This is a genomic window from Anaerostipes sp. Marseille-Q3525 (assembly GCF_018223505.1).
In the GTDB taxonomy this organism is placed as follows: Bacteria; Bacillota; Clostridia; order Lachnospirales; family Lachnospiraceae; genus Anaerostipes; species Anaerostipes amylophilus.
Map to the genome: position 1 here is coordinate 36,597 of NZ_JAGTTT010000015.1, position 22,596 is coordinate 59,192.

24 protein-coding genes, 1 tRNA gene and 1 other RNA gene are annotated in these 22,596 nt (G+C 36.4%); 4 read left to right on the top strand and 22 right to left on the bottom strand.

Features of this window, described 5'->3' with window-relative positions:
* The first annotated feature begins 86 nt into the window (after positions 1-86).
* The gene (locus KE503_RS08535; RefSeq protein ID WP_212385006.1) at positions 87-989 is read left to right on the top strand and encodes a glycyl-radical enzyme activating protein; all 903 of its coding nucleotides are present in this window, start codon (positions 87-89) and stop codon (positions 987-989) included.
* 160 nt (positions 990-1,149) lie between these two features.
* On the opposite strand, the gene KE503_RS08540 is transcribed toward KE503_RS08535, so the two are convergent.
* From KE503_RS08540 to KE503_RS08555, 4 genes are all read right to left on the bottom strand, one after another.
* A complete protein-coding gene (locus KE503_RS08540) occupies positions 1,150-3,564 on the bottom strand; it encodes a glycyl radical protein (protein ID WP_055198215.1) in 2,415 nt (804 codons plus the stop codon).
* A 177-nt stretch (positions 3,565-3,741) separates the two neighbouring features.
* Entirely contained in the window at positions 3,742-3,879 is a 138-nt protein-coding gene (locus KE503_RS08545; RefSeq protein WP_212385017.1) for a hypothetical protein, read from the bottom strand.
* Between the two features lie 118 nt (positions 3,880-3,997).
* Positions 3,998-4,654 carry an SdpI family protein gene (locus KE503_RS08550; RefSeq protein ID WP_212385007.1) on the bottom strand — a complete coding sequence of 219 codons (657 nt, stop codon included), beginning with the start codon at positions 4,652-4,654 and terminating at the stop codon, positions 3,998-4,000.
* A complete protein-coding gene (locus KE503_RS08555; protein ID WP_147368731.1) occupies positions 4,635-4,919 on the bottom strand; it encodes an autorepressor SdpR family transcription factor in 285 nt (94 codons plus the stop codon). Before KE503_RS08555 ends, KE503_RS08550 begins: the two co-directional genes overlap by 20 nt.
* Positions 4,920-5,108: 189 nt before the next feature.
* Between KE503_RS08555 and KE503_RS08560 the strand changes: the two genes are divergently transcribed.
* Positions 5,109-6,032, top strand: a complete 924-nt coding sequence (locus tag KE503_RS08560) for a Cof-type HAD-IIB family hydrolase (RefSeq protein ID WP_212385008.1) — start codon at positions 5,109-5,111, stop codon at positions 6,030-6,032.
* Between the two features lie 132 nt (positions 6,033-6,164).
* Here the strand turns inward: KE503_RS08560 and KE503_RS14540 are convergent, their stop codons facing one another.
* From KE503_RS14540 to KE503_RS08620, 13 genes are all read right to left on the bottom strand, one after another.
* Positions 6,165-6,386 (bottom strand): hypothetical protein, encoded by a 222-nt coding sequence (locus KE503_RS14540; RefSeq protein ID WP_249183012.1) that lies wholly within the window; start codon positions 6,384-6,386, stop codon positions 6,165-6,167.
* Positions 6,340-6,546, bottom strand: a complete 207-nt coding sequence (locus KE503_RS14545; RefSeq protein ID WP_249183013.1) for a transglutaminase-like domain-containing protein — start codon at positions 6,544-6,546, stop codon at positions 6,340-6,342. The genes KE503_RS14540 and KE503_RS14545 overlap by 47 nt, the downstream gene beginning before the upstream one ends.
* A gap of 391 nt (positions 6,547-6,937) precedes the next feature.
* Positions 6,938-7,195 carry a hypothetical protein gene (locus tag KE503_RS08570; RefSeq protein ID WP_008393748.1) on the bottom strand — a complete coding sequence of 86 codons (258 nt, stop codon included), beginning with the start codon at positions 7,193-7,195 and terminating at the stop codon, positions 6,938-6,940.
* 23 nt (positions 7,196-7,218) lie between these two features.
* Positions 7,219-7,869, bottom strand: a complete 651-nt coding sequence (locus KE503_RS08575) for a YczE/YyaS/YitT family protein (protein WP_249183014.1) — start codon at positions 7,867-7,869, stop codon at positions 7,219-7,221.
* A gap of 123 nt (positions 7,870-7,992) precedes the next feature.
* On the bottom strand, positions 7,993-9,222 hold the full coding sequence (tyrS, locus tag KE503_RS08580; RefSeq protein ID WP_055198225.1) for a tyrosine--tRNA ligase: 1,230 nt from the start codon (positions 9,220-9,222) through the stop codon (positions 7,993-7,995).
* Between the two features lie 255 nt (positions 9,223-9,477).
* Positions 9,478-10,842, bottom strand: a complete 1,365-nt coding sequence (locus tag KE503_RS08585) for a PFL family protein (RefSeq protein ID WP_008393743.1) — start codon at positions 10,840-10,842, stop codon at positions 9,478-9,480.
* A gap of 12 nt (positions 10,843-10,854) precedes the next feature.
* Entirely contained in the window at positions 10,855-11,127 is a 273-nt protein-coding gene (locus tag KE503_RS08590) for an ACT domain-containing protein (RefSeq protein ID WP_015530898.1), read from the bottom strand.
* Between the two features lie 22 nt (positions 11,128-11,149).
* Positions 11,150-11,932, bottom strand: a complete 783-nt coding sequence (locus tag KE503_RS08595; RefSeq protein WP_212385009.1) for an MBL fold metallo-hydrolase — start codon at positions 11,930-11,932, stop codon at positions 11,150-11,152.
* A 107-nt stretch (positions 11,933-12,039) separates the two neighbouring features.
* The gene (gene coaE / locus KE503_RS08600; RefSeq protein WP_055198226.1) at positions 12,040-12,627 is read right to left on the bottom strand and encodes a dephospho-CoA kinase; all 588 of its coding nucleotides are present in this window, start codon (positions 12,625-12,627) and stop codon (positions 12,040-12,042) included.
* Positions 12,628-12,640: 13 nt separating this feature from the next.
* Positions 12,641-15,280, bottom strand: coding sequence for a DNA polymerase I (polA, locus tag KE503_RS08605; RefSeq protein ID WP_055198228.1), 2,640 nt, complete (start codon positions 15,278-15,280; stop codon positions 12,641-12,643).
* A 267-nt stretch (positions 15,281-15,547) separates the two neighbouring features.
* Positions 15,548-16,477 (bottom strand): cysteine synthase A, encoded by a 930-nt coding sequence (gene cysK, locus KE503_RS08610; RefSeq protein ID WP_212385010.1) that lies wholly within the window; start codon positions 16,475-16,477, stop codon positions 15,548-15,550.
* A gap of 142 nt (positions 16,478-16,619) precedes the next feature.
* The gene (locus tag KE503_RS08615; RefSeq protein ID WP_022374630.1) at positions 16,620-17,057 is read right to left on the bottom strand and encodes an RrF2 family transcriptional regulator; all 438 of its coding nucleotides are present in this window, start codon (positions 17,055-17,057) and stop codon (positions 16,620-16,622) included.
* A gap of 23 nt (positions 17,058-17,080) precedes the next feature.
* Positions 17,081-17,695 (bottom strand): DUF4362 domain-containing protein, encoded by a 615-nt coding sequence (locus tag KE503_RS08620; protein ID WP_212385011.1) that lies wholly within the window; start codon positions 17,693-17,695, stop codon positions 17,081-17,083.
* 122 nt (positions 17,696-17,817) lie between these two features.
* Between KE503_RS08620 and KE503_RS08625 the strand changes: the two genes are divergently transcribed.
* Together KE503_RS08625 and KE503_RS08630 are read left to right on the top strand one after the other, a co-directional pair.
* Positions 17,818-18,432 carry an NUDIX hydrolase gene (locus KE503_RS08625; RefSeq protein ID WP_022374632.1) on the top strand — a complete coding sequence of 205 codons (615 nt, stop codon included), beginning with the start codon at positions 17,818-17,820 and terminating at the stop codon, positions 18,430-18,432.
* Positions 18,433-18,565: 133 nt separating this feature from the next.
* Positions 18,566-18,649: transfer RNA gene (locus KE503_RS08630), tRNA-Leu, on the top strand.
* A gap of 37 nt (positions 18,650-18,686) precedes the next feature.
* Here the strand turns inward: KE503_RS08630 and KE503_RS08635 are convergent.
* The 5 genes from KE503_RS08635 to KE503_RS08655 form a co-directional block, all read right to left on the bottom strand.
* Complete coding sequence (locus tag KE503_RS08635; RefSeq protein WP_022374633.1) at positions 18,687-18,857, bottom strand: (2Fe-2S)-binding protein; 171 nt, start codon at positions 18,855-18,857, stop codon at positions 18,687-18,689.
* Positions 18,858-18,901: 44 nt separating this feature from the next.
* Positions 18,902-20,029, bottom strand: coding sequence for an AI-2E family transporter (locus KE503_RS08640; RefSeq protein ID WP_022374634.1), 1,128 nt, complete (start codon positions 20,027-20,029; stop codon positions 18,902-18,904).
* Positions 20,030-20,124: 95 nt separating this feature from the next.
* Positions 20,125-20,301, bottom strand: a non-coding RNA gene (gene ssrS, locus KE503_RS08645) — 6S RNA.
* 67 nt (positions 20,302-20,368) lie between these two features.
* Complete coding sequence (locus KE503_RS08650) at positions 20,369-20,962, bottom strand: DUF5662 family protein (RefSeq protein WP_117944430.1); 594 nt, start codon at positions 20,960-20,962, stop codon at positions 20,369-20,371.
* Positions 20,963-21,105: 143 nt separating this feature from the next.
* Positions 21,106-22,593 (bottom strand): glutamate synthase subunit beta, encoded by a 1,488-nt coding sequence (locus KE503_RS08655; RefSeq protein WP_212385012.1) that lies wholly within the window; start codon positions 22,591-22,593, stop codon positions 21,106-21,108.
* Positions 22,594-22,596 lie beyond the last annotated feature (3 nt).

Below are 22,596 nucleotides of genomic sequence, written 5' to 3' on the forward strand. Positions count from 1 at the left end.
CCTTTCATTTGTAAGCATTATATTTACAGTTCGCAACTTCTATGCTAGAATATATCATAGAAAATGAAAGGAGAAATTTAATTATCATGCAAACAAATGGTATTGTTTTTAATATACAAAAATTCAGCATTCACGATGGTCCAGGAATCCGTACAACTGTTTTCCTGAAAGGCTGTCCACTGCGTTGTAAATGGTGTGCAAATCCAGAATCACAGTTAAGTCAAGTTCAGATTTTATATGACAGAGAAAAATGTGCTCATTGTGGTACTTGCACTCATGTCTGTCCAAATCATGCAATTTCTATGGGAGATGACGGCTATGTAAACGTTGACCCATCAAAATGCATTGGATGCCTTCAATGTGTAAAAAACTGTCCTGCAAAGGCCTTAAGTTATGAAGGAGAAACAAAAGATGTAGAGGAAGTTATCAAAGTCTGTCTTCAAGATATTGATTTCTATGAAGAATCTGGCGGTGGTGTGACAATCTCTGGTGGCGAAGGAATGGTTCAGCCAGATTTTGTAAAAGCATTGCTTGCAAAATTAAAAGAACATAAGATTCATACTGCGATTGAGACGACTGGATATATCAAGGAAGAGATTTTTAGAGAATTATCTCCGATGTTTGACTTGCTTTTATTTGACGTGAAACACTATGACAGTAATAAACATTATGAAGGAACCCATGTCCATAACGAACAGATCATTGAAAATTTAGCATGGGCGATCTCTCAAGGAATTGAAGTTCTTCCTCGAATCCCTGTGATTCCTGATTTCAATGATTCTTTGGATGACGCAAAAGGGATCGCTGCTTTACTAAATAAAGTGAGTGCAAAGAAAGTTCAGCTACTTCCATTTCATCAGTTCGGTGAAAACAAGTATCATTTACTCGGTAAGACTTATGCTTATGAGAATGTGAAAGCATTGCATCCTGAGGATCTTACCGATTATCAGCAGATATTTTTAGATGCTGGCGTAGACTGCTTCTTTTAATCTTTTAAAAATCCTGTATACACAAAAAGGCCTTGGCAGAACAGCTTCTTGCCAAGGCTTTTTTAATTGTTTCTTTCATGAATATTATTTCTTCTAGTCTATCACGAAAAACAGCAGTTAACCCTACTCAAGCCAACTGCCATTCCTCTATTTTTATAAATTATAATGTCTGCTCTGTTCTTCCGATGATATCATCCTGTGTCTTCTTAGATAATACATTAAAGAATGCACTGTATCCTGCCACACGAACGATCAGGTCTTTATGTTTCTCTGGATGTTTCTGGGCATCGATCAGAGTTTCTCTGGATACAATATTATACTGTACATGATATCCATGTAAACGGTTGAAGAATGTACGGATCAGCATCTCTAATTTCTGTTTGTTTTCTTCTGTTGATAACATCTGTGGTGTCATCTTCTGGTTTAATAAAACTCCACCTGTGATCTTCTCTGTTGGAAGTTTCGCAACTGTCTTAAATACTGCTGTTGGACCATTCTTATCAGCATTATGTGCCGGACTGCTTCCTTCGGCTAATGGTTCAAATGCATTTCTTCCATCAGGAGTTGCAACGGTTCCCATTCCCTGTCCAACATTCGCACTGATAGAAGATGTTCCACCATAACGAATACCTCCGATTGGTCCTCTGTGGTAACGTGTGTTTGGATATTTCTTGATCTCATCTAAGTAAGAATCGTATGCTTCTACGACTAACTGATCGACATAGTCATCATCATTTCCGTATTTTGGTGCTTCATTAATGAGCATTTCCTGAATCTTCTTGTTTTCAGGAGACTGGAAATCATCTAAAATTGCATTCCAAAGCTGTTCTTTTGTAATCTTCTTCTCTTCGTATACAAGTTTCTTGATCGCTGCAAGAGAGTCTGCCATATTCGCAATACCCACCTGAAGTCCGGAGATAAAGTCATAGACTGCCCCACCTTCTTTGATCGTTTTTCCTCTTCCGATACAGTCATCTGTTAATGCGGAACATAAAATATCTGGTACATCTCTCTCTGATGCTTTATCAATTGCATTTTCCACGATCACACTGTAACGTGTCATTTCTCTAACTGTCTTATCCCATGCTGCTAAGAGATCTTCATATGTTTCCATCTCTGTAAATTTACCATATCCCTTTGTAAATCTCTTACCGCTTGTTAAATCAACTCCGTCATTCATTGCACAAAGCAGAACTCTTGGGAAGTTAATGTATGACATACCTGTACAACGATATCCCCATTTACCTGGAACTGCTGTCTCTACACATCCGATGGCACTATAGTTATATGCATCTTCTTCTTTGACACCCCAGTTGATAAAAGATGGAATAATGATCTCATCGTTATTTAATGCTGGCATACCAAATCCGAGCTTCATAACTTCGATGCATTCATCAAAGAAATGTTTGTCGATATTAGCATGGTAACGAACTGTTAAGTTTGGTTGTGTCAGTCTTGTCTGTGCAACGGACTGTAATACAACAAAGCTTAATTCGTTGACTGCGTCTTTCTTATCAGTTGTCTGTCCACCGATCGTTACATTCTGGTACATTGGTGATCCGGCAGAACTTAATGTATGAGACTGTGAACGAACTTTATTAATTGTTAATGTTTTGATCCATAAGCATGTTAATAATTCTAACGCTTCGTCTTTTGTGATCTTTCCTTCGTTGATATCTTTGATATAATATGGATACATATACTGGTCAAAACGTCCATAACTTAAAGAATGTCCATTAGATTCAATCTGAAGGATCAGCTGGATAAACCAAACAGACTGAACGGCTTCCCTAAAAGATGTTGCTGGTTCATATGGAACTTTCGCACAGATCTCGCTCATCTGTAACAGTTCTTCTTTACGTTTTGCATCTGTTTCTTTATCTGCTAATTCTTTAGCAAGTTTGCTGTAACGTTGTGTAAAATTGCGTACAGCATCGATCACTACTAAAACTGCTTTATAAAATACGTTCTTATCAATGCTTTCTGGATCTGTGAAATCTAATGCTGCTCTTAATTCTTTTACTCTTTTTTCATATCCCTTTAATCCGTCGGATAAGATTCTCTGATAATTTACTGCCAGATGAGCATCTCCGGCATTTAATTTTCCTTCCATTCCAAAGACACCGGTCTCCATGAATACATCTACCTCTTCTGGAAGTAGAGCTTCACCTCTGGCACGAAGGTTATTATTCTCCCAAAATGGCGCAATCTCTCTTAATTGGTCTTTTGTCTCTTCTGTAATATAGAAGACATCTCCGTCACGTTTCTCAAAGAGATCTAATTCATTCATAACAAATTCCATTGTATATTCTGGGAAAATTGGCGCATTCTTATTCTTTGTTGCCTGGTTTCCTGCGATCAGGGATTTATCATCAATGTAAATGCTCATTCCTTCTAAGATCTTCTGAAGCATTAGAGCTCTTACCATCACTCTTGGCTGGTTCTGATTTTCTTTGTAAGCTTCTGTTGCTAATACTGCTCTCTGGGCATCAATATATGGTTTTGCATCGAGCACTTCCTCACGAAATGCCTGCATACGTTCTGTTAATTTACCGAAATGTTCTGTATTGTTCATGGTATCTCCTTTCAGAATGTTTCGTTCGTAACTAATTATTGTTTTGTTTGTAGTTATAAGGTAACAGTTTTTTGATTATATGTCAATAGTTTTTGGTTCATAATTATATTTATTTTCATTTGAAACTTCTTTTTGTGTAAAATAAAAAGATGCCATATTCTATTATGACATCTTTTCTTATTTTCCGATCAGTACTTTCTTTCCATAAAAGGCAAAACCATAATGTCTGATCTTTTCTTTTTTCATTCCTTTTGCAAGCAATTGTGCATCATAATGTTTTTCTTCTATCTGCTTTCCATAAAGCAAATTTTCCATGATAACTTTAATATCCGAATTACTTTGCCCGCTCTTTCTCTGATTGATTTAAAATCCTGATTCCCTACAGATATTACTTGTTGCATGTGATTTCTTTTTTATCTACCACAATGCTTTTTTACATAACTCTATGCCTCTTATAATAAATATAAGAAGCAATCGCAGGAATCAATGTAACGATCAAAATAATCCCTACTGCTGCTCCAATTGGATCAACAAACTTCTGAAATCCAAGCAGAATCGTCAAAACTCCACCGATGATCCACCATTTTCCCGCCATTCGATGTGTGTAATCCCAGTTTTCTTCATTATCCAATGTCCATGGAAGTTTGATTCCGATCATATAGTTCTGTCTGCACTTTGGAAGATAGTTTCCAACAACGATCAGAACTATTCCTAGTAAAACATTCGTCCACAGATTTAAATTGATCACGTCTTTATATCCTAATGCATTTCCATAGATCATTACCCCACACCAAAGTGATACAACCGGACAGATACATAGGATCAGATGATAAATCTTAGACCCAACATTCCTTTTCTTAGGATCAAATTCTGTGATAACACTACATAAAATATGCACTGCCAGCAAAAACAGATAAATTCCTGCTACTGCAAATAATTTACTGCTGTATCGATCGGCCTCGCCGTTTCTTCCAAAATGTGTTGCCACCTGTGCTGGCAACTGATCCCATAATAAGAATCCAGCAAACATTGGTAATAAAATTACAATACAACTTGCAATAAAAAACTTCTTATTCTTCTTTAACATCATGATTTCCTCCCTTCAATTCTGACAACCATAACATAACTTCCTCAACAACTGATGTATTTAACGTGTAGTAAATATAATTTTTCTCTTTCTTCTCGAAGATCAGCTCTGCTTTTTTAAGAATCTTCAAATGATAAGAAATGGTTGCACCTGTCATATCAAAATGAGATCCAATCTCTCCAGCCGACATGCTTCCATCCCGCAGCATCATAAGAATCTCTCTTCGTATTGGATCTGATAAAGCTTTAAATGTCTCTGCAAATCCCATAACTCTCATCCTTTCTGTAGCTATTTAGAAATATTTCTAATTACTTTATAGCATGATGTATCTTGAAAGTCAATTAGTATTTAGATTTTTTTCTAAATAGTTTTCATTGCAGAAATTTAACATAGATATCATTCAAATTTTGTATTTCCCTGTTACTATCATCTTATACACACGAAAGGAGTACTTAACATGATACGATTATTTGCATCCGATATGGATGGAACTTTATTAAATGAAAAAGGATATATATCTGACCGAACGATCAATGCGGTGAAAAAATTGCAGAAACATGGAATTCATTTTATTGTAAATACTGGAAGAGATTATCGCGCTGCAAAAAGAGAACTTGATGCGGCATCTCTTTCCTGTGATATGATCTGCCACAGTGGGGCTTGCACTTATGATGTGCACGGCAATGGATTTCATATCGCTTCGCTTCCAAAAAGTATTGTAAAACAGATCTTAACTGTTTTTGAACGGCATGGTGCTTTTGCTGACATTGCAACGGAATATGGAAAAACCTCGATCACTGATAAAAATACGTTATTATCTTATTATAAAAATGAAGTGTTTCCTGCCGTTGAACAAGAAGGTAAAGTATATTTCCGTACTTGGCACGACTTTGCAATGATGGTTTCTAAAGTTCGCTTTTTTGAAGGAAAAGAAAGTCTGCTTGGCTGTGAAACACCAATTTATAAAATCTCTACTACATTTTTTGATCAAGATAAGATCAATGCTTTAAAAGATGATATTCATGGGATTGATCAGTTACATGCGGTATCAACTTCCAAAAATGATCTGGAGATCACGCATGTAAATGCACAGAAAGGAACAGCTCTACTTCGTTATGCCCAAACAAAAAAGATCACTCCTTCACAAATCCTTGCGGTTGGTGATAGTGGGAATGATCTTTCTATGTTATCTCTTGATCTTGGAGTCACTGCTGCTATGGCAAATGCTTCTGCTACTGTGAAAGATGTATGTTCTGTCATTGCTCCTTCTAATGATCAGGATGGCGTTGCATTCTTGATTGAAGATATTTTAGAGCAAAATGAACTGGCTGCACGAGTTCGTCGTTCTTTTTGTTTGGCATTGGACTATTCCAAAATTTAGCTTAGATTACATACAATATTTTTGAAATTGATACCTCAGTTTTAACTTTTCTTTTGTTTTCCATCCAAATTTTGTTTCAATTCCAAAGATTCCTAACAATCCAAAAATCTGCATCTGTAAGATTCTGATCTTCTAATCCATATCTGCCTGTTCATATTGTTTCTTAAGAGTCTGTTCTAAGAGCCATAAACGGATTTCTAAGATCACGAACAAAATAAAGCCTGCAATTACGAGCACTGTTACCGCACCTAACAAAATCATTGCTGTATTTTTTGCTGCATCTTTCATTTTATCTGTAAGATCCCTATCACTTTTTCCAGAACCTGCAGTCTGCTTTCCTTTGTACCCATGCATGAGCATTCTCCCCTGTAATAGATACCTCTCCATTTTTGCTGTCTTGGATTTTGGATGCTCCAAGATAGTATCCTTCCACGTATCTTGCTGGAATTCCATGTGCACAGAAAGCTTCCACTGCTGCTGATGCATATAACATCTGCTTTCGTATAATTATCATATACAAATTTGCGGTACACTGCCTCTGCTTCGCTGGACAGCTGCTTGAAACTTCTGTCCATTCATACTTTCTCTGCCCCCAAAACACCTTTGGATATCACATCTACATCCATCTTATTTTTTGCTTTTCCGTCAATCACCTTTGCCAATGAATCTGGTGTATAAAAATAATATCTGGAGGCTTTCTTTATTTTTATACGAACATAATTTTTTCTTTGTTTTTTATCACTCAGACTTAGATACCTCGCCGACTGTGTCAGTGGATCAAATTGTTTTTCTTTTAGCCATCGAAGTAATCCGGCATTTTCCTCCAGACTCCATCTTTATATACGGAACCTACGTATGCTTTTAAATATAATGATTTTTTCTGTTCTGATATTACACGCATCATTTCATCTGAATTCTTCTGGAATCTGATCTTTTCCATATCTTAATTCATGAATGCCATGCACCATATCCTTTCTTGCCTGCTCTACAGCTTCTAATTTACCATCCGTAAGCCAAAAAACACCTGCCATACAAACGATCAGAAAGATTACAAAACCATATAAGCCTTTTCGTCTGATCGGCATTCCATACATAAACAGGCACGCTCCAAACAATCCAGACATCATAAATTTCGACAATTTTCTACATATTTTTTGTAACATAAAGGGCTTTCATTATCTCTGGCTTATAATTCTGCAGTGATTCCTGCAAGATTCTGCATTGGATGTTTTAGGAAATAATTATAAACTGCAATGACTCTTCCTGTAAAAATAACTGCCAGTACAGTTCCAATTCCAAGTCCTATGATATGTCTTGTAAATACAAGTCCAATGATTCCTGACGTACAAAAACAAGTAACATCAAAAACATTTTTGCCAATCCCCATGCCTTTGCCAAGTTTATCTCCTATCGTCGCTGCAAGTGCATCTGCAGGGTTTGGTACAAGTTTCATATTAACCATCGTTGCTGCACCTATTCCCGTAACAACGATTGCAAAAAATAATACCAGAAGTTTCTGTCCCAATGTATCTGGTACAATATTTAAATACCGGTCAAAAATATTAATAAATACACTTGTCACAAGACTCATTGGAATCTGTAATAATTCATATAATTTAAATTCTTTCCCTTTTAAGATTGCCTCTATCAACACACAAAAGCAGTAAAATACAAAGGTTATTGCTCCTAGGTTTAAATGCCAGATATGGCAGATATTATATGGAATAGATATAATCGGTGATACTCCTAATAATGTCTTTGTATTTAATACAATTCCAAGTGCAAGCACGATCAAACCGATAAAATATATGATTTCTCTTGTGCATTTTGTTTTCAAAGTTCTCTTCCTCTTTTCTTTTTCTGATTCTCTTTCTAATATTTCTTTTTTTATTTTCCTTTTGAATATCGAAAAAACCCCGGAGTATCAACTCTCCGGGATTCCTGCTTGTTTATTTTTTAATTATTTTTCTTTAATCTGGCAGAATTTCTTCTTACCTTTCTTTAATAAGATACGATCTTTATCGTCAAAGTCCGCCTTACCAAATGTTGCATCAATTGCATCTACTTTCTTACCATTTACAGAAACTCCACCCTGCTGTACCATTCTTCTTGCATCTGAACGAGTTGTGCAAAGTTTAGAATCTACTAACATTGTAAGAATATCGATTCCTTCTGCTAATTTATCTGCTTCATATTCAAATGTAGGGGCATCTTCGTTTGCTCCACCGCTAACAAACATTGCTTTTGCAGCTGTCTGAGCTTTCTTCGCTTCTTCTTCTCCATGAACGATCTTTGTAACTTCATAAGCAAGAACTTCTTTTGCTTTATTGATCTCAGCTCCTTCTAAAGCTCCTAATCTACGAACCTCATCCATTGGAAGGAATGTAAGAAGTGATAAACACTCTTCTACTTTCACATCTTCAATATTTCTCCAATACTGATAGAAATCGTATGGAGATGTCTTTTCTGGATCAAGCCATACAGCACCGGCCATTGTTTTACCCATCTTCACTCCGTCGCTTCTTGTAAGAAGTGTTAATGTTAAACCATAAGCATCTTTCTTTTCTTTTCTACGGATCAGATCAGCTCCTGCAAGAATATTAGACCACTGGTCATTTCCACCCATCTCTAATTTACAGCCATATCTTCTGTTTAATTCAAGGAAATCATATCCCTGCATTAACATATAGTTAAACTCGAAGAATGTAAGTCCTCGTTCCATTCTCTGTTTGTAACATTCTGCTGTTAACATCTTATTAACTGAGAAATGAACTCCAACTTCGCGTAAGAAATCAACATAATTTAGATTTAATAACCAATCTGCGTTGTTTGCTAAAATTGCTTTGTCATCATCAAATGTAATAAATCTTGATAACTGCTCTTTGAAACGTTTTGCATTGTGATCGATTGTTTCTTTTGTTAACATATTTCTCATGTCAGATTTTCCAGATGGATCACCGATCATTGTTGTTCCACCACCTAACAAAGCGATTGGACGATGCCCAGCTTTCTGCATATGCATCATTGCCATGATCGTTAAGAAATGTCCAGCTGTTAAACTATCTGCTGTTGCATCAAATCCAATATAGAATGTTACCTTTTCTTTTCCTAACAGTTCTCTTAATTCTTCGTGTGTTGTCTGTGCGATAAATCCTCTTTCCTGCAGCACATCATATACATTTTGACTCATTTTATATATCTCCTTTTAAATTCTTTTCTTAATTTGTGTTTATATCTATATAATTTAGTCCACGGCATATGCCGTTCCTTTGAATTTATGGGAACTCCTCTATTATTTTGTGTAATTGCTCCCATGTTCTCTTAACAGATGATCCGGACATTCGTTCTTTGACTGTATGCATGTCCATCATATCTGATTCTGATAATATAATGTCTGCATGCTGATCTAATACCCCAAAATTGTCACCTCGATACTTTCTGATCTCTAGTTTTTAAAGCTGTGGATTGGTGCTGGAATTCTTCCACCACGATTTACGAATGCATCGCATGAGAATTCATTTACTGGCATGATTGGTGCATATCCAAGTAATCCACCGAATTCTACCTGATCTCCAACATCTTTTCCAATAGCTGGAATGACACGAACTGCAGTTGTCTTCTGGTTGATCATTCCAAGTGCCATCTCATCTGCGATCAATCCAGCAATCGTTGTTGCCTTTGTTTTTCCTGGAATTGCGATCATATCAAGTCCTACGGAACATACACATGTCATTGCTTCTAATTTTTCAATTGTTAAAGCTCCTGCATTGACTGCGTCGATCATTCTCTGATCTTCACTGACTGGAATAAAGGCTCCACTTAATCCACCTACATAAGAAGATGCCATAACTCCACCTTTTTTCACCTGATCATTTAACATTGCTAAAGCTGCTGTTGTTCCAGGTGCTCCTGCATATTCTAATCCAATCTCTTCTAATATTTCTCCAACACTATCTCCTGCCGCTGGTGTTGGTGCAAGAGAAAGATCAATGATACCAAATGGGATTCCAAGTCTCTTAGAAGCTTCTTTGGCTACTAACTGACCGACACGAGTTACTTTAAATGCTGTTTTCTTAATTGTCTCGCAAAGAACTTCAAAGTTTTCTCCACGTACATTTTCAATCGCACGTTTTACAACTCCAGGTCCGCTGACACCTACGTTAATGATCGCATCTGCTTCTGTAACTCCATGGAAAGCTCCTGCCATAAATGGGTTATCATCTGGTGCGTTACAGAATACTACAAACTTCGCACATCCAAGACATTGATTGTCTTTTGTAAGTTCTGCTGTTTCTTTGATGATCTCACCAATTAATTTCACTGCATCCATATTGATTCCTGTCTTTGTAGAACCTACATTCACTGAAGAACATACAAAATCAGTCTCTGCTAATGCTTTTGGAATAGAACGGATCAGAAGTTCATCTGCTTTTGTCATTCCTTTGCTTACTAATGCGGAATATCCACCTAAGAAATTGACTCCAACTTTCTTTGCTGCTGCATCTAAGACTTTTGCAAGTTCTACAAAATCATCTGGCGTTTTACATACATTCCCACCAACTAAAGAAATTGGTGTGATAGAAATTCGCTTGTTAACGATTGGAATACCAAATTCATTCTCGATATCTTTTCCTGTCTTCACAAGATCTTTTGCAACTGTTGTGATCTTATTATAAATATTCTCCTTGACCTCTTCTAGTGTTGCACCAACACAATCTAATAAACTGATACCGATCGTGATCGTACGAACATCTAAATTCATCTCATGGATCATTTTATTCGTTTCAAATACTTCATTCAGATTAATCATGATGCCACCCCACTAAATTCTGTGCATAATATCAAAGATTCTTTCGTTCTGCGCCTGAATTACAACACCGATTTCTTCACCGATCTGTTTTAACTCACTGGATAATAATGCGATATCTTTGGATGAACCAGCTGGATCTACGACCATCATCATGTTAAAGAAGCCGCCTGTGATCGTTTGGGAGATGTCTAAGATGTTAACATTGTTGCTAGCTAAATAGTTACACACCTTTGCGATGATTCCTACACCGTCTTTTCCAACAACTGTGATTACTGTTTTTTCCATTTTTGTTATTCCTCCTAAATGTTTATGATACACTGGTTACGGTAGATACCGTGTCTCTTCTGGCTACTTCGATCGGTAATGTAAAATTATGTAAAGAAATCTTTACCGTCTCGTATGCCAGTTTTTCGTAATTATTCTCTTTACTCAGATGTCCAAGATAAACTTTCTTTGTCTTCTGTGTTGCAACTTCCTCAATCAGTTCAGCACATCTTTCATTCGATAAATGTCCCTCTCTTCCAAGGATCCGTCTCTTCAAATAATACGGATAACGTCCAACCTGAAGCATATTCACATCATGATTAGCTTCTACAAATAAAATATCCGAATCATATATCTTCTCTACCAGATATTCATCGTAGTCTCCAAGATCTGTTGCAATGCTTGCCTTGGCCCCTTCTTCTGAGTAAAACGAGTAACAAACAGGATCTGCAGCATCATGCCATATATGAGATGCATTGACTTTCATATCTCCGATCTCAAATGGTTTGTCTGCTTCAATCGAATGAAAAAGGCTTTTATCAACTTTCCCAAGGTTCTTATAATCAAAGATCGCATCGATCGTCTTTCCTGTCGCAAAAATTGGAAGTCCATATCGTCTTGCGATAACTCCAAGTCCCTTGATATGATCCGTGTGTTCATGTGTGATCAAAATTCCATCAAATTCTGGAACCGTAAGATCAAGTTCTGAAAGGGAATTCTCAATGCGCTTTGCACTGACTCCACAATCAACTAATAAATTTGTCTTCTGTGTTCCAACATATATGCAATTTCCTTCACTGCTGCTTGCTAAACTTGATAGTTTCACGGATTATACCTCTTTCTTCTCTTCTGGGCTGACCCTATTGGCAAACATTATATCATAAGGTTATTTAAGATTCAAGAATTGCACTGTATTCTTAAATGTACAAAATATCAACCAAGAATCTTTATAATTTGTGCTTTTGTGTCTTCTAAATCACCTGAATTATCAATGATATGGCTTGCCATAGATTTAAATTCTTCTTCACTTTGCTGCTTTGCGATCATCTGTGCAATTTTTTCATCAGAATATCCTCTGGATACTCTAAGGCGCTCATAACGCACTTCTTCTCTTGTATAAATATACCATAACTGGTCAAATCTCTTTTCATAACCTGCCCCAACTAACAAAGCTGATTCTACAACGACCAGACCTTCTGGTTCTTCTTTTCCAAACTGATCGATTCTTGATAAGATTTCTTCATCTACATTTTTATGAGTGATACTGTTTAATAAGGAAAGTTTTTCTTCATCATGAAATACGATCTCTCCAAGCACTGGACGGTTGATCGTTTTGTCCTCATTTAAGATCCCATTTCCAAATGACTGAATGATCGCATCATAACTTCTTGCTCCTGGTGCCATCAATTCATGTGCCACATGATCAGACTGAATGATCTTTGCATGATAATCATTTTCTAAAATATTTAGTATCTCACTCTTCCCAGAGCCGACACCTCCGGTAATTCCTATGATCTTCATTTATTTTCACCTCTTATTTAGCCTCATACCAGCTTGCTCCCTGTTCAATGTCAATACTTAATGGCACACGAAGACTTGCTGCATTCATCATTTCATTCTTTAAAATTTCTTTGACTTCATCAAATTCATCCACATGTGTTTCAATCAAAAGTTCATCGTGAATCTGTAAGAGCAGACGAGATTTCATCTGTTTTTCTTTTAATTTCATATTCACTCTTACCATCGCGATCTTGATGATATCTGCAGCTGTTCCCTGAATTGGAGAGTTCATTGCCACACGTTCTCCAAAGTTTCTCTGCATGAAATTGCTGGATTTTAATTCCGGGATCGGACGGATTCGGTTGAACATTGTCTTTACATAACCATCTGTCTTTCCTTTTTCCACTTCCCCGTCTAAAAATTCTTTAACACGTGGATACATTGCAAAATAACGATCAATATATTCCTGTGCCTGTTTTCTTGAAATCTTTAAGTCCTGACTTAATCCAAACGCACTTAATCCATAAATAATTCCAAAGTTTACAGCTTTTGCCTCTCTTCTTTGTGTACTTGTCACTTCATCCATCGGAATTCCAAACACCTCAGAAGCTGTTCTTGCATGAATATCCTGATTTTCTTCATATGCATGAATCAGTTTTTCATCTTCTGATAAATGTGCAAGTACTCGAAGTTCAATCTGAGAATAATCGGCATCTAAGAATACATAACCGTCCTCTGGTAAAAATACTTTTCGGATTGCTCTTCCAAGTTCCATACGGATTGGTATATTCTGAAGGTTAGGCTCTGTACTGCTGATTCTTCCCGTTGCTGTGATCGTCTGATTAAACTTCCCATGAATTCTCTGATCATCCTGAATAAAGTTTGCCAGTCCATCTGCATACGTTGATTTTAATTTGGTCAACTGTCTGTATTCTAAGATCATTGGAATGATCGGATAGAGATGTTCAATCTTCTCTAGCACTTCCACACTCGTAGAATATCCAGTCTTAGTCTTCTTCGCACCTTCTAATTTCATATGCTCAAACAAAACAACACCTAGCTGTTTTGGAGAATTGATATTGAATTCTTCGCCTGCTTCTTTGTAGATAGAATCCTGTAATTCTTCAATTCTTCCAACCAGCTGATCTCCATACTCTTTCAGTGCTTTTGAATCTACATGAATTCCACGAACTTCCATATCATGAAGTGCGAACATCGTTGGTATCTCAATTTCACGATAAAGATCCATCATTTCAAGCTCTGTTAATTTATTACTTAATGGTTTGATAGCCTCTCTTGCAACATAAGCTTCATACCCCATGATCTTCTTTCCAGCATCACTTAAAACTCCATCAGATACCATTGGATGCTTCTTATCGATCAATTCTTTTCTGGATGGAAGCATCATAGATTTGTAATCTCTTGCGATATCATCATATTCGTAAGTACTTTTTAATGGATTTATCAGATAAGCAGCCAAAGAAACATCAAAAATGCTCTTTGTCATCTCATTGATCGTTAAATGAGACAAATGCTCTTTCACTTCCATCATCGCTACATGTTCCATCTTCTGATATAAATGATCGACTTTCTCATACAAGAAATCTTCTGTTAAGAATCCAAATCCCTCACAGCTAAATAGGTATACTTCTTCTCCTTCTGTATTTAATGCAACCCACATCGCATCATTCTCTTTATAAATAGAAATCCCAGCTTCTTTTTTCTTCGCTGTCTTTGCAAAAATATCTTCCGCCTCTGCAAGATCAACAATCTCTTTGATCTTGACTTCAAAATCTTCCTGTTCTTCCCCATCAAAACGCTTTAAAATCGCCTTAAATTCCAGTTCTTTTAACATATGATAGGCTTCTTTTGTATACAAGTTGCCCAGTTTTGCTTCTTCAAATGTAATATCGATCGGACTGTCTAACTTGATCGTTGCAAGTTCCTTACTCATAACACCCTGATCATAATATTCTTGTAGATTGTTCTTTGCACGATTTGGTTTCACTTCATCGATATGCGCATATGCATTTTCAAGAGTTTTAAACTCTTTGATCAGTTTCGTTGCCGTCTTTTCACCAATTCCTGGAATTCCTGGAATATTATCGGATGCATCACCCATCAAAGCTTTCACATCGATAAATTCTTTCGGTGTTACCTGATATTTTTCCAATACATCATCTTCATAATAATCTTCAACAACCGTTCCCGCTCTGTTTGTCTTTGGAATACGGATCTGCACTTTCTTCGTTGCAAGCTGTAAGAGATCTCGGTCTCCAGATACGATCTTCACCTCAAATCCTGCTTCTTCTCCAAGAACAGACATCGTTCCAAGAAGGTCATCTGCTTCATAACCCTCTTTCATCATCAAAGGAATGTTCATCGCCTGCAGTACTTCACGGATTACAGGCACCTGTTCTCTTAATTCATCTGGCATCCCTTTTCTTGTTCCTTTATAATCCGCAAACATTTTGTGACGGAATGTCGGTGCCTTTAAATCAAATGCAACCGCTAAGTGTGTTGGATTTTCTTCCTCTAAAAATTTAAACATGATATTTAAAAAACCAAGCACCGCATTCGTATGAAGCCCCTGACTATTTGTCATATCTGGAAGTCCATAAAATGCACGGTTTAAAATGCTGTTTCCATCGATCAATAATAGTTTCTGTTCCATGCCAGATGTCTCCTTTTCTCTAATTCTATACTCTGAAATATTTTAACACAAAGATTGTTGGATTTGAAGTAGGCTTTCATATATGTAACAAAAATAAGATAAGAACACCGATTTGACGAGATGTTTAAAATACATTCAAAGCTTCAATCCTCTGTCTGAGAAATTCCTAATTTATAGCCAATAACATTCTCCACACGTGTTCGGTAGTGGTTTCGATCACGTATAATATTCCACCAATAATTTCCATCATCAACCACAAATTAAAATCTATGAAAACAAAGGAGTTGACAAATATCGATCCCCATTATCAGGAAGAAATGCTACAATTGTTTTTCCTTTATTTTCTTTCCGTTTTGCCACCTGAATTGCCGCATAAAGTGCTGCCCCAGAAGAAATTCCAACTAAAATTCCTTCTTCCAATGCAATTACTTTTCCATAATCAAAAGCATCTTCATTTTCCACTGGAATGATTTCGTCATAGATATCTGTATTTAACACTTCCGGCACAAATCCGGCTCCGATTCCCTGAATCTTATGCGGTCCTGCCTGACCTCTTGAGAGCATTGGAGATGTTGCTGGTTCAATTGCAATGACCTGCACATCTTCTTTCTTGGATTTTAAATATTCTCCAACTCCTGTAACAGTTCCTCCCGTTCCAACTCCTGCAATAAAGATATCAACATCTCCGTCTGTGTCTTCCCAGATTTCTGGTCCTGTTGTCAAACGATGAACTTTTGGATTGGATGGATTAATAAACTGTCCTGCAATGAAAGAATCTTCGATTTCTTCCGCTAATTCTTCTGCTTTGGCAATCGCTCCTTTCATCCCAAGCGCACCATCTGTTAAAACAATTTCTGCTCCATATGCTTTTAACAGGTTTCTTCGTTCCACACTCATTGTCTCTGGCATTATAAGAATGACTCTGTATCCTTTAGATGCACCAATTGCAGCAAGTCCGATCCCTGTATTTCCTGATGTTGGCTCGATAATAACTGATCCCTCTTTCAGCCTTCCTACATCTTCCGCATCCTGGATCATCTGATATGCGATACGATCTTTAGCACTTCCTGCTGGATTATATCCATCTAATTTTACTAATAATCTTGCTTGCAGTTTAAATCTTTTCTCTATTTTTTCAACTTCTACTAATGGGGTTCTCCCGATTAATTCTGTAACATTTTTATATATGTTTGACATTGTTTTGCTCCTTTTATTTTAATTTTCATATATTTCCTATCTTTTTAATATGTTATTAGTATAACAGATTCCAATATAATGTCAAATATTTTCTTGCCCATTAACATTTTACCCCTAAAAAGAGAAAAGACCATGTGATCTTTTAGATCACATAGTCATTTCCACCTTTGATTCTTGCTTTATTCACAATATCTTCTAAAGTAATTGCACTTAAATATTCTTCAATTACCTGTCCAAGTCCTTCCCAAATCTCAATCGTTGGGCATTCATGATAGCGGTCGCACTGGTTTACTTCATCATCCAAACATGCTACTGGCTGTAAACTTCCTTCCGTTATTTTTAAAATCTCATAAATTGTATAATCTTTTGGATCTCTGGAAAGCTGATAACCTCCTTTAGGTCCTCGTAAACTCTTTAAATATCCTCTGATACTTAACTGTCTTACGATCTGTTCTAAATATTTTACTGATATCTCCTGTCTTCTTGATATGTCTTTTAATGCAATCCAGTCACCCGTATGATGCATTGCAAGATCGTACATTAATCGAACGGCATATCTTCCCTTTGTTGAAATTTTCATAAATCATCTGCTCCATTTTCTTATTATTCTTTAATATCCAGCAGCTGTATCGCTGTTTTTAAACTGCGGACATCTTGTGCCTCATCAAATGTCAGTTTATTATTTGTTGTCAGGATTGCTGTATAATGACCATCCTGTTTATAAATTTTGTAATAGTCATAAGTATATTGTACATATTTTTCACTACCATAAGCATCTCGTGTGGAATCTTCCACATAGTAAAATTTACCATCTACATTCGAAACATATTGAAGGATCGGATCTCCTTCCACTGTATACTGACAGATTACAATTGCACAATCTTTTTGATCTTTTACATCTTTTAAAAACTGATCCCAGATTTTTTTACTCGCTTTATCAAATGACTCATTCTCAATTACTACAATTTCTTGATCTGAGGCCTCTTTTGATGTCATTTCTTTGGGGTATTTTGAAAGCAACTTCTTGATCTGATCATATTTTGAAAGTATTTTAATTTCAATCTTCTCTTTCTTTTTTGTTTCTTTCGTGGTTTTCTCTGTTTTCACAGCTGTCGTTGTTTCTTTTGTATGTTTGGCTGATTTTCCACAACTTGTGAACGAAACTGCTATCAGAAGTGTTACCATACTTAGCACAGTCATCATGATTTTCTTTCTCATCCTGTCTCCTTTTTTCTGTAATCTCCCTATTTCATATCGCTTTAGTATATAATACTTGTTTTTGTATCTATTGTCAATCTTGTTATGATGCTTTACAATAGAATATACAGGAGGTACAACCTATGAGTAAAATAAACAAGATCACACCTTTAACGAATGTAAAATTTTTAAATCTTTATGAATTAGAAGCTGAAAATAAATTTGGGAATACACACCCTTATTATGTTGCAAGCCGAAAAGACAAAAATACAATGATGGCAGCTACAAAGAAAGTAATCCCTGATGGTGTTGTTATTTACAGTTTGTTCGGAGAAAAAGCTGATAAACTGATCATGGTAAAACAGTTTCGTTATCCTTTAAACGATTATACATATGAACTTCCAGCAGGACTGATCGATCCTGGAGAATCTGTGAAAGAAACCGCAGTCCGTGAGATGAAAGAAGAAACAGGACTTACTTTTACTCCTGCCGAATTTGATGATTTCTTAAGTCGTCCTCATTTTTCTTCTGCCGGAATGACGGATGAAACTAATTGTACCGTTTACGGAATTTCTACTGGGATGCCAAATCTTGATCATTTAGAGCCAAATGAGGATTTATCAGTTGAATTAGTAGACAAGACTGAGGCAAAACGTATTTTGAAAGAAGAAAACCTTTCTGTAAAGGCTTATTATCTCTTGTTACATTTCATACAGAGTGATCCTTCTGATCCTTTTGCATTTTTGAAATTGAACTAAAAATTAAATGATAATAATCTCTGTGACATATTCTTATTCTTCACAGAGATTATTATTTAAATAAAGTTTGATAAAAATCATTGACATTGAGATAAAGAAATGATAATATATCTTAGGTCGAATAATTGAATCTGCCGATGTGTCGGAACTGGCAGACGAGACAGACTCAAAATCTGTTGTTCTTATGGACGTGTGGGTTCGAGTCCCACCATCGGCATTAAAAAAGAATCTCTTTCTAGAGATTCTTTTTTTATTTATAGATTCTGTATTAATTCTTCAATCTCATCCAAACAGGCACCACAGACAGTTCCTACTCCTGTTACGTCTTTGATCGCTTCAACTGTTTTCGCGCCTTCTTCATACGCATCAATGATCTGCCCTGCTGTGATATCAAGGCATGGACAGATAATCTGATCTCGATCCATAAAAATACCTCCTTTGATTTATAGAAGTATTATGTACATTTTCGTCAAGGTATATCCACATTCTTTTTCTTAATCTGCTTATTTACAACTTCTGCAAACAACTGATACACTACAGAACAAAATGGAATACTAAAGAGCATTCCTGCAATTCCTGCGATATTGCCTCCGATCGTTACCGCAGCCAACACCCACATTGCTGGAAGTCCAACAGAATTTCCTACGACATGCGGATAAATGACATTTCCTTCAAACTGCTGCACAACGACAAACATAATAATAAATATGATTGCCTGCTTCCAGTTTACCATCAAGATCAGCAATACGCCTACACAACACCCAATAAATCCGCCGATGATCGGAATCAATGACATTGTTGCAATAAAAACTGCTATCAAAACTGCATATGGAAGTCTTAATAAAGTCATAGATGCAAAAATGAGACTTCCAAGAATTACAGCCTCTAAACACTGTCCGGAAAGGAAACTTGAAAATGTATTATTGGATAATCTTCCAACTCTTACAATATATTTCGCAGTCTTCTCTGGTAGAAAAGCCACTAATACTTTTCTCACCTGCACAGATAATCTTTCTTTTTGTAATAACGCATTCAGTGCAAAAACAAAGCCTAATCCAAAACTTACGACAACCTGTACTGCATTCGAAATGACACTCACTGTAGAATTCAGCATATTAGTAGCACTATCCTGCAAAAATGATATCAATCCTCCACTAATTTTATCCCAGTCAAAAGTAATCTGATTTACATACTTATGTACCATTGGCTTATTGATCGAATAATGTTCTAAAAAATCTTGTATTTCTTTTACATACCCTGGAATATTATTTGATAATTTGAAGATTGTTTCAACAAGTTCTGGAATGATCAGTCTTGAAACTAATATGATCACACCAACAATGCTTAACAATGCTGCAATAAGACTTAACGCTCGCTTTCCTTTTCTCACCTTATGAAACACTCGATTTTCAAAAAAACGCATTGGAACATTAATTATAAAAGCAAGGCAACTTCCCAAAATAAACGGAAATGCAACAGAACTCGCATAGGAAATTCCAGAAAACACAATCTTTAGATTGCTTAATATCAAATATAATGTAATTCCAAACGCCACTAATATAAATGGTGTTTTATCATTTTCTTTAAAAAATTTCACAAATTTTCTCCTTTTTATTTTATAGTTTATTTCTTTCGCAAATTTTTAAAAGGGACTGCTAAAACTAACAGTCCCTCACTTTATCTTTTGCATATCATATACCCGGAATGCCGGTCTCGCAATTTTGACGCCTAGCAGAGCTAGGTGGGTTTTCTCGATCAACGTTCTGCCGTCCCCCAGTATCAGGGCTTGACATCCAGTCAATTATATGAAGTCCCATGACAAATAAATGTAGGTTCAAAATAGCAAGTTATCGCACACCCCAGGCTTCTTATCTCATTTACATTACATATTATACTGTAAGTATGTTAAGATTTCAATTCACAGATACATGAAATTCTATCCAATTTTAATATTTTTTGAAAATGGCTGAAATGGTGATATCTTATCATAACCACTGATGTCCTCTTTCAAATCCTTTTTCAGGTATGCAAATGTGTATTTTTCGCCTTTTTTTGCATACATCTTCAAAAGTTTTAATAAATAATTCTTCGATGCATCGCACATGATCGTTGCTCCAATTCCATGTTCGAAATATTCAAGCGGACTCTTCTGGTCAAACTTATCACCATTATAAATCTTTCCGGCACTGACTCGGTCTACGAACATCTCTGCCATATACTTCTTAGGAATCTTCATTCCCACAAGTCCCGGATGTTCTTTGTCAATACTGTAATCAATCCAGTATTCGAAATGATGACGATTACGACCTTTGTGATGAAGCCATGCGGTAGAAATTCCTTTGTCCATTCTTTCTGCATTATTCGGACTTGCCGTTCCCTGATAGTATTTTGCACCTACCAGAAATTCAGTTGGCGAATATTTTGACATATCATGCATAATCCCCTGATAATATAGTCCTAACTTGAAACAGCCTTTTGCTACCAGAATCTTATGTCTTGTGATTGTTTTAAAATGTCCAATAAAATGCATAACTTACATCTGCTCCCTCTCGATATCTTCTCTATCGATTATCATAGCAAAAACTGTTCCAATTGAAAAGAGGTTATCGAAAAAAAGTGATGTCAGATGATATATTTCTATCTCTGACATCACTTTTACTTTTTCCAGTAAGATTACAGGTTTGTATATCCCATTAACCGTTTGTCAACTTCACGAGCTGCATCTCTTCCTTCACGGATCGCCCATACGACCAGTGACTGTCCTCTGTGCATATCCCCTGCAGTAAAGACATTCTCGACATTTGTAGCAAAGCTATCTGGTTTTGTTTCTACATTTGTTCTCTGGTTTACTTTGACACCAAAGGCTTCTGTAACATATGCTTCACTTCCTAAGAATCCTGCTGCGATCAGTACTAAATCTGCTGGAATTTCTTTTTCAGATCCTTCCACTGGTACCATCATCATTCTTCCAGTTTTCTCGTCTTTTTTACTTTCAAGACTTACTAAAACAGCTTTTGTTACTTCGCCTTTTTTATTCATCTTAAACTCTTTAACGGTTGTCTGATAAATACGAGGATCATGTCCAAAAACAGCGATTGCTTCTTCCTGACCATAATCTGTCTTGCAGATTCTTGGCCATTCTGGCCATGGGTTATTTTCTGCACGTTCGTCTGGAAGTTTTGGCATCATCTCTAACTGAGTCACACTCTTTGCTCCATGACGGATGGATGTACCAACACAGTCATTTCCTGTATCTCCACCACCGATAACGATGACGTTTTTGCCTTTTGCAGAAATAAATTTCTTATCTTTTAATCCAGAATCTAACAGACTCTTTGTTGTAGATTTTAAGAAGTCAACTGCAAAATAGATTCCTTTTGCTTCGCGTCCAGGAACTTCAATATTTCTTGGATTAGAAGATCCACATGCTAAGATCACTGCATCGTAGTCTTTCTTTAGCTGTTCTGGTTTGGTATCTTTTCCGACGTTTGTATTTGTTACAAAATGAATTCCTTCTTCTTTCATGATCGCAATCTTACGTTCTACGATATGTTTTTCCAGTTTCATATTAGGAATTCCATACATTAGCAATCCACCAAGACGGTCGGAGCGTTCGTACACAGTCACTTCATGTCCACGTTTATTTAAAGAATTTGCTGCAGATAATCCAGAAGGTCCGGAACCAATGACTGCAACTTTCTTTCCTGTACGAAATTTTGGTGGTCTTGCTTTGGCAAGTCCGTGTTTGTATCCATATTCGATGATACTTAACTCATTTTGTTTGGAACATACAGGATTCCCATTTAATCCGCATGTACAAGCATTCTCGCAGAGTGCCGGACATACACGTCCGGTAAACTCTGGAAATGGGTTTGTTTTTTTAAGTCTTAAATATGCCTGTTCCCAGTTTTCTGTATAAATCAGGTCATTCCATTCTGGTACCAGATTGTTTAGTGGACAACCTGATGCCATTCCATTTAATAATACTTTTCCTGACTGACAGAATGGTACTCCGCAGTCCATACATCTTGCACCCTGTTTCTGCTGTTCTTCTCTTGAAAGAGGAATATGAAATTCATTAAAATGTTTGATTCGTTCTTTCGGAGATTCTGCACGGGCGTCTTCTCTTTCATAATCTAAAAATCCAGTTGGTTTTCCCATAAT

What these genes read in the sequence shown, in the direction of transcription:
- KE503_RS08550 (WP_212385007.1), bottom strand. Translation starts at nt 4,654, where the DNA reads ATGATGTTAAAGAAGAATAAGAAGTTTTTTATTGCAAGTTGTATTGTA.
- KE503_RS08570 (WP_008393748.1), bottom strand. Translation starts at nt 7,195, where the DNA reads ATGTTACAAAAAATATGTAGAAAATTGTCGAAATTTATGATGTCTGGA.
- KE503_RS08540 (WP_055198215.1), bottom strand. Translation starts at nt 3,564, where the DNA reads ATGAACAATACAGAACATTTCGGTAAATTAACAGAACGTATGCAGGCA.
- KE503_RS08535 (WP_212385006.1), top strand. Translation starts at nt 87, where the DNA reads ATGCAAACAAATGGTATTGTTTTTAATATACAAAAATTCAGCATTCAC.
- KE503_RS08620 (WP_212385011.1), bottom strand. Translation starts at nt 17,695, where the DNA reads ATGAGAAAGAAAATCATGATGACTGTGCTAAGTATGGTAACACTTCTG.
- KE503_RS08635 (WP_022374633.1), bottom strand. Translation starts at nt 18,857, where the DNA reads ATGGATCGAGATCAGATTATCTGTCCATGCCTTGATATCACAGCAGGG.
- KE503_RS08555 (WP_147368731.1), bottom strand. Translation starts at nt 4,919, where the DNA reads ATGGGATTTGCAGAGACATTTAAAGCTTTATCAGATCCAATACGAAGA.
- KE503_RS14545 (WP_249183013.1), bottom strand. Translation starts at nt 6,546, where the DNA reads ATGATAATTATACGAAAGCAGATGTTATATGCATCAGCAGCAGTGGAA.
- coaE (WP_055198226.1), bottom strand. Translation starts at nt 12,627, where the DNA reads ATGAAGATCATAGGAATTACCGGAGGTGTCGGCTCTGGGAAGAGTGAG.
- KE503_RS08625 (WP_022374632.1), top strand. Translation starts at nt 17,818, where the DNA reads ATGAGTAAAATAAACAAGATCACACCTTTAACGAATGTAAAATTTTTA.
- KE503_RS08585 (WP_008393743.1), bottom strand. Translation starts at nt 10,842, where the DNA reads ATGATTAATCTGAATGAAGTATTTGAAACGAATAAAATGATCCATGAG.
- KE503_RS14540 (WP_249183012.1), bottom strand. Translation starts at nt 6,386, where the DNA reads ATGCATGGGTACAAAGGAAAGCAGACTGCAGGTTCTGGAAAAAGTGAT.
- KE503_RS08590 (WP_015530898.1), bottom strand. Translation starts at nt 11,127, where the DNA reads ATGGAAAAAACAGTAATCACAGTTGTTGGAAAAGACGGTGTAGGAATC.
- KE503_RS08560 (WP_212385008.1), top strand. Translation starts at nt 5,109, where the DNA reads ATGATACGATTATTTGCATCCGATATGGATGGAACTTTATTAAATGAA.
- KE503_RS08650 (WP_117944430.1), bottom strand. Translation starts at nt 20,962, where the DNA reads ATGCATTTTATTGGACATTTTAAAACAATCACAAGACATAAGATTCTG.
- polA (WP_055198228.1), bottom strand. Translation starts at nt 15,280, where the DNA reads ATGGAACAGAAACTATTATTGATCGATGGAAACAGCATTTTAAACCGT.
- KE503_RS08655 (WP_212385012.1), bottom strand. Translation starts at nt 22,593, where the DNA reads ATGGGAAAACCAACTGGATTTTTAGATTATGAAAGAGAAGACGCCCGT.
- tyrS (WP_055198225.1), bottom strand. Translation starts at nt 9,222, where the DNA reads ATGAGTCAAAATGTATATGATGTGCTGCAGGAAAGAGGATTTATCGCA.
- KE503_RS08615 (WP_022374630.1), bottom strand. Translation starts at nt 17,057, where the DNA reads ATGAAAATTTCAACAAAGGGAAGATATGCCGTTCGATTAATGTACGAT.
- cysK (WP_212385010.1), bottom strand. Translation starts at nt 16,477, where the DNA reads ATGTCAAACATATATAAAAATGTTACAGAATTAATCGGGAGAACCCCA.
- KE503_RS08545 (WP_212385017.1), bottom strand. Translation starts at nt 3,879, where the DNA reads ATGGAAAATTTGCTTTATGGAAAGCAGATAGAAGAAAAACATTATGAT.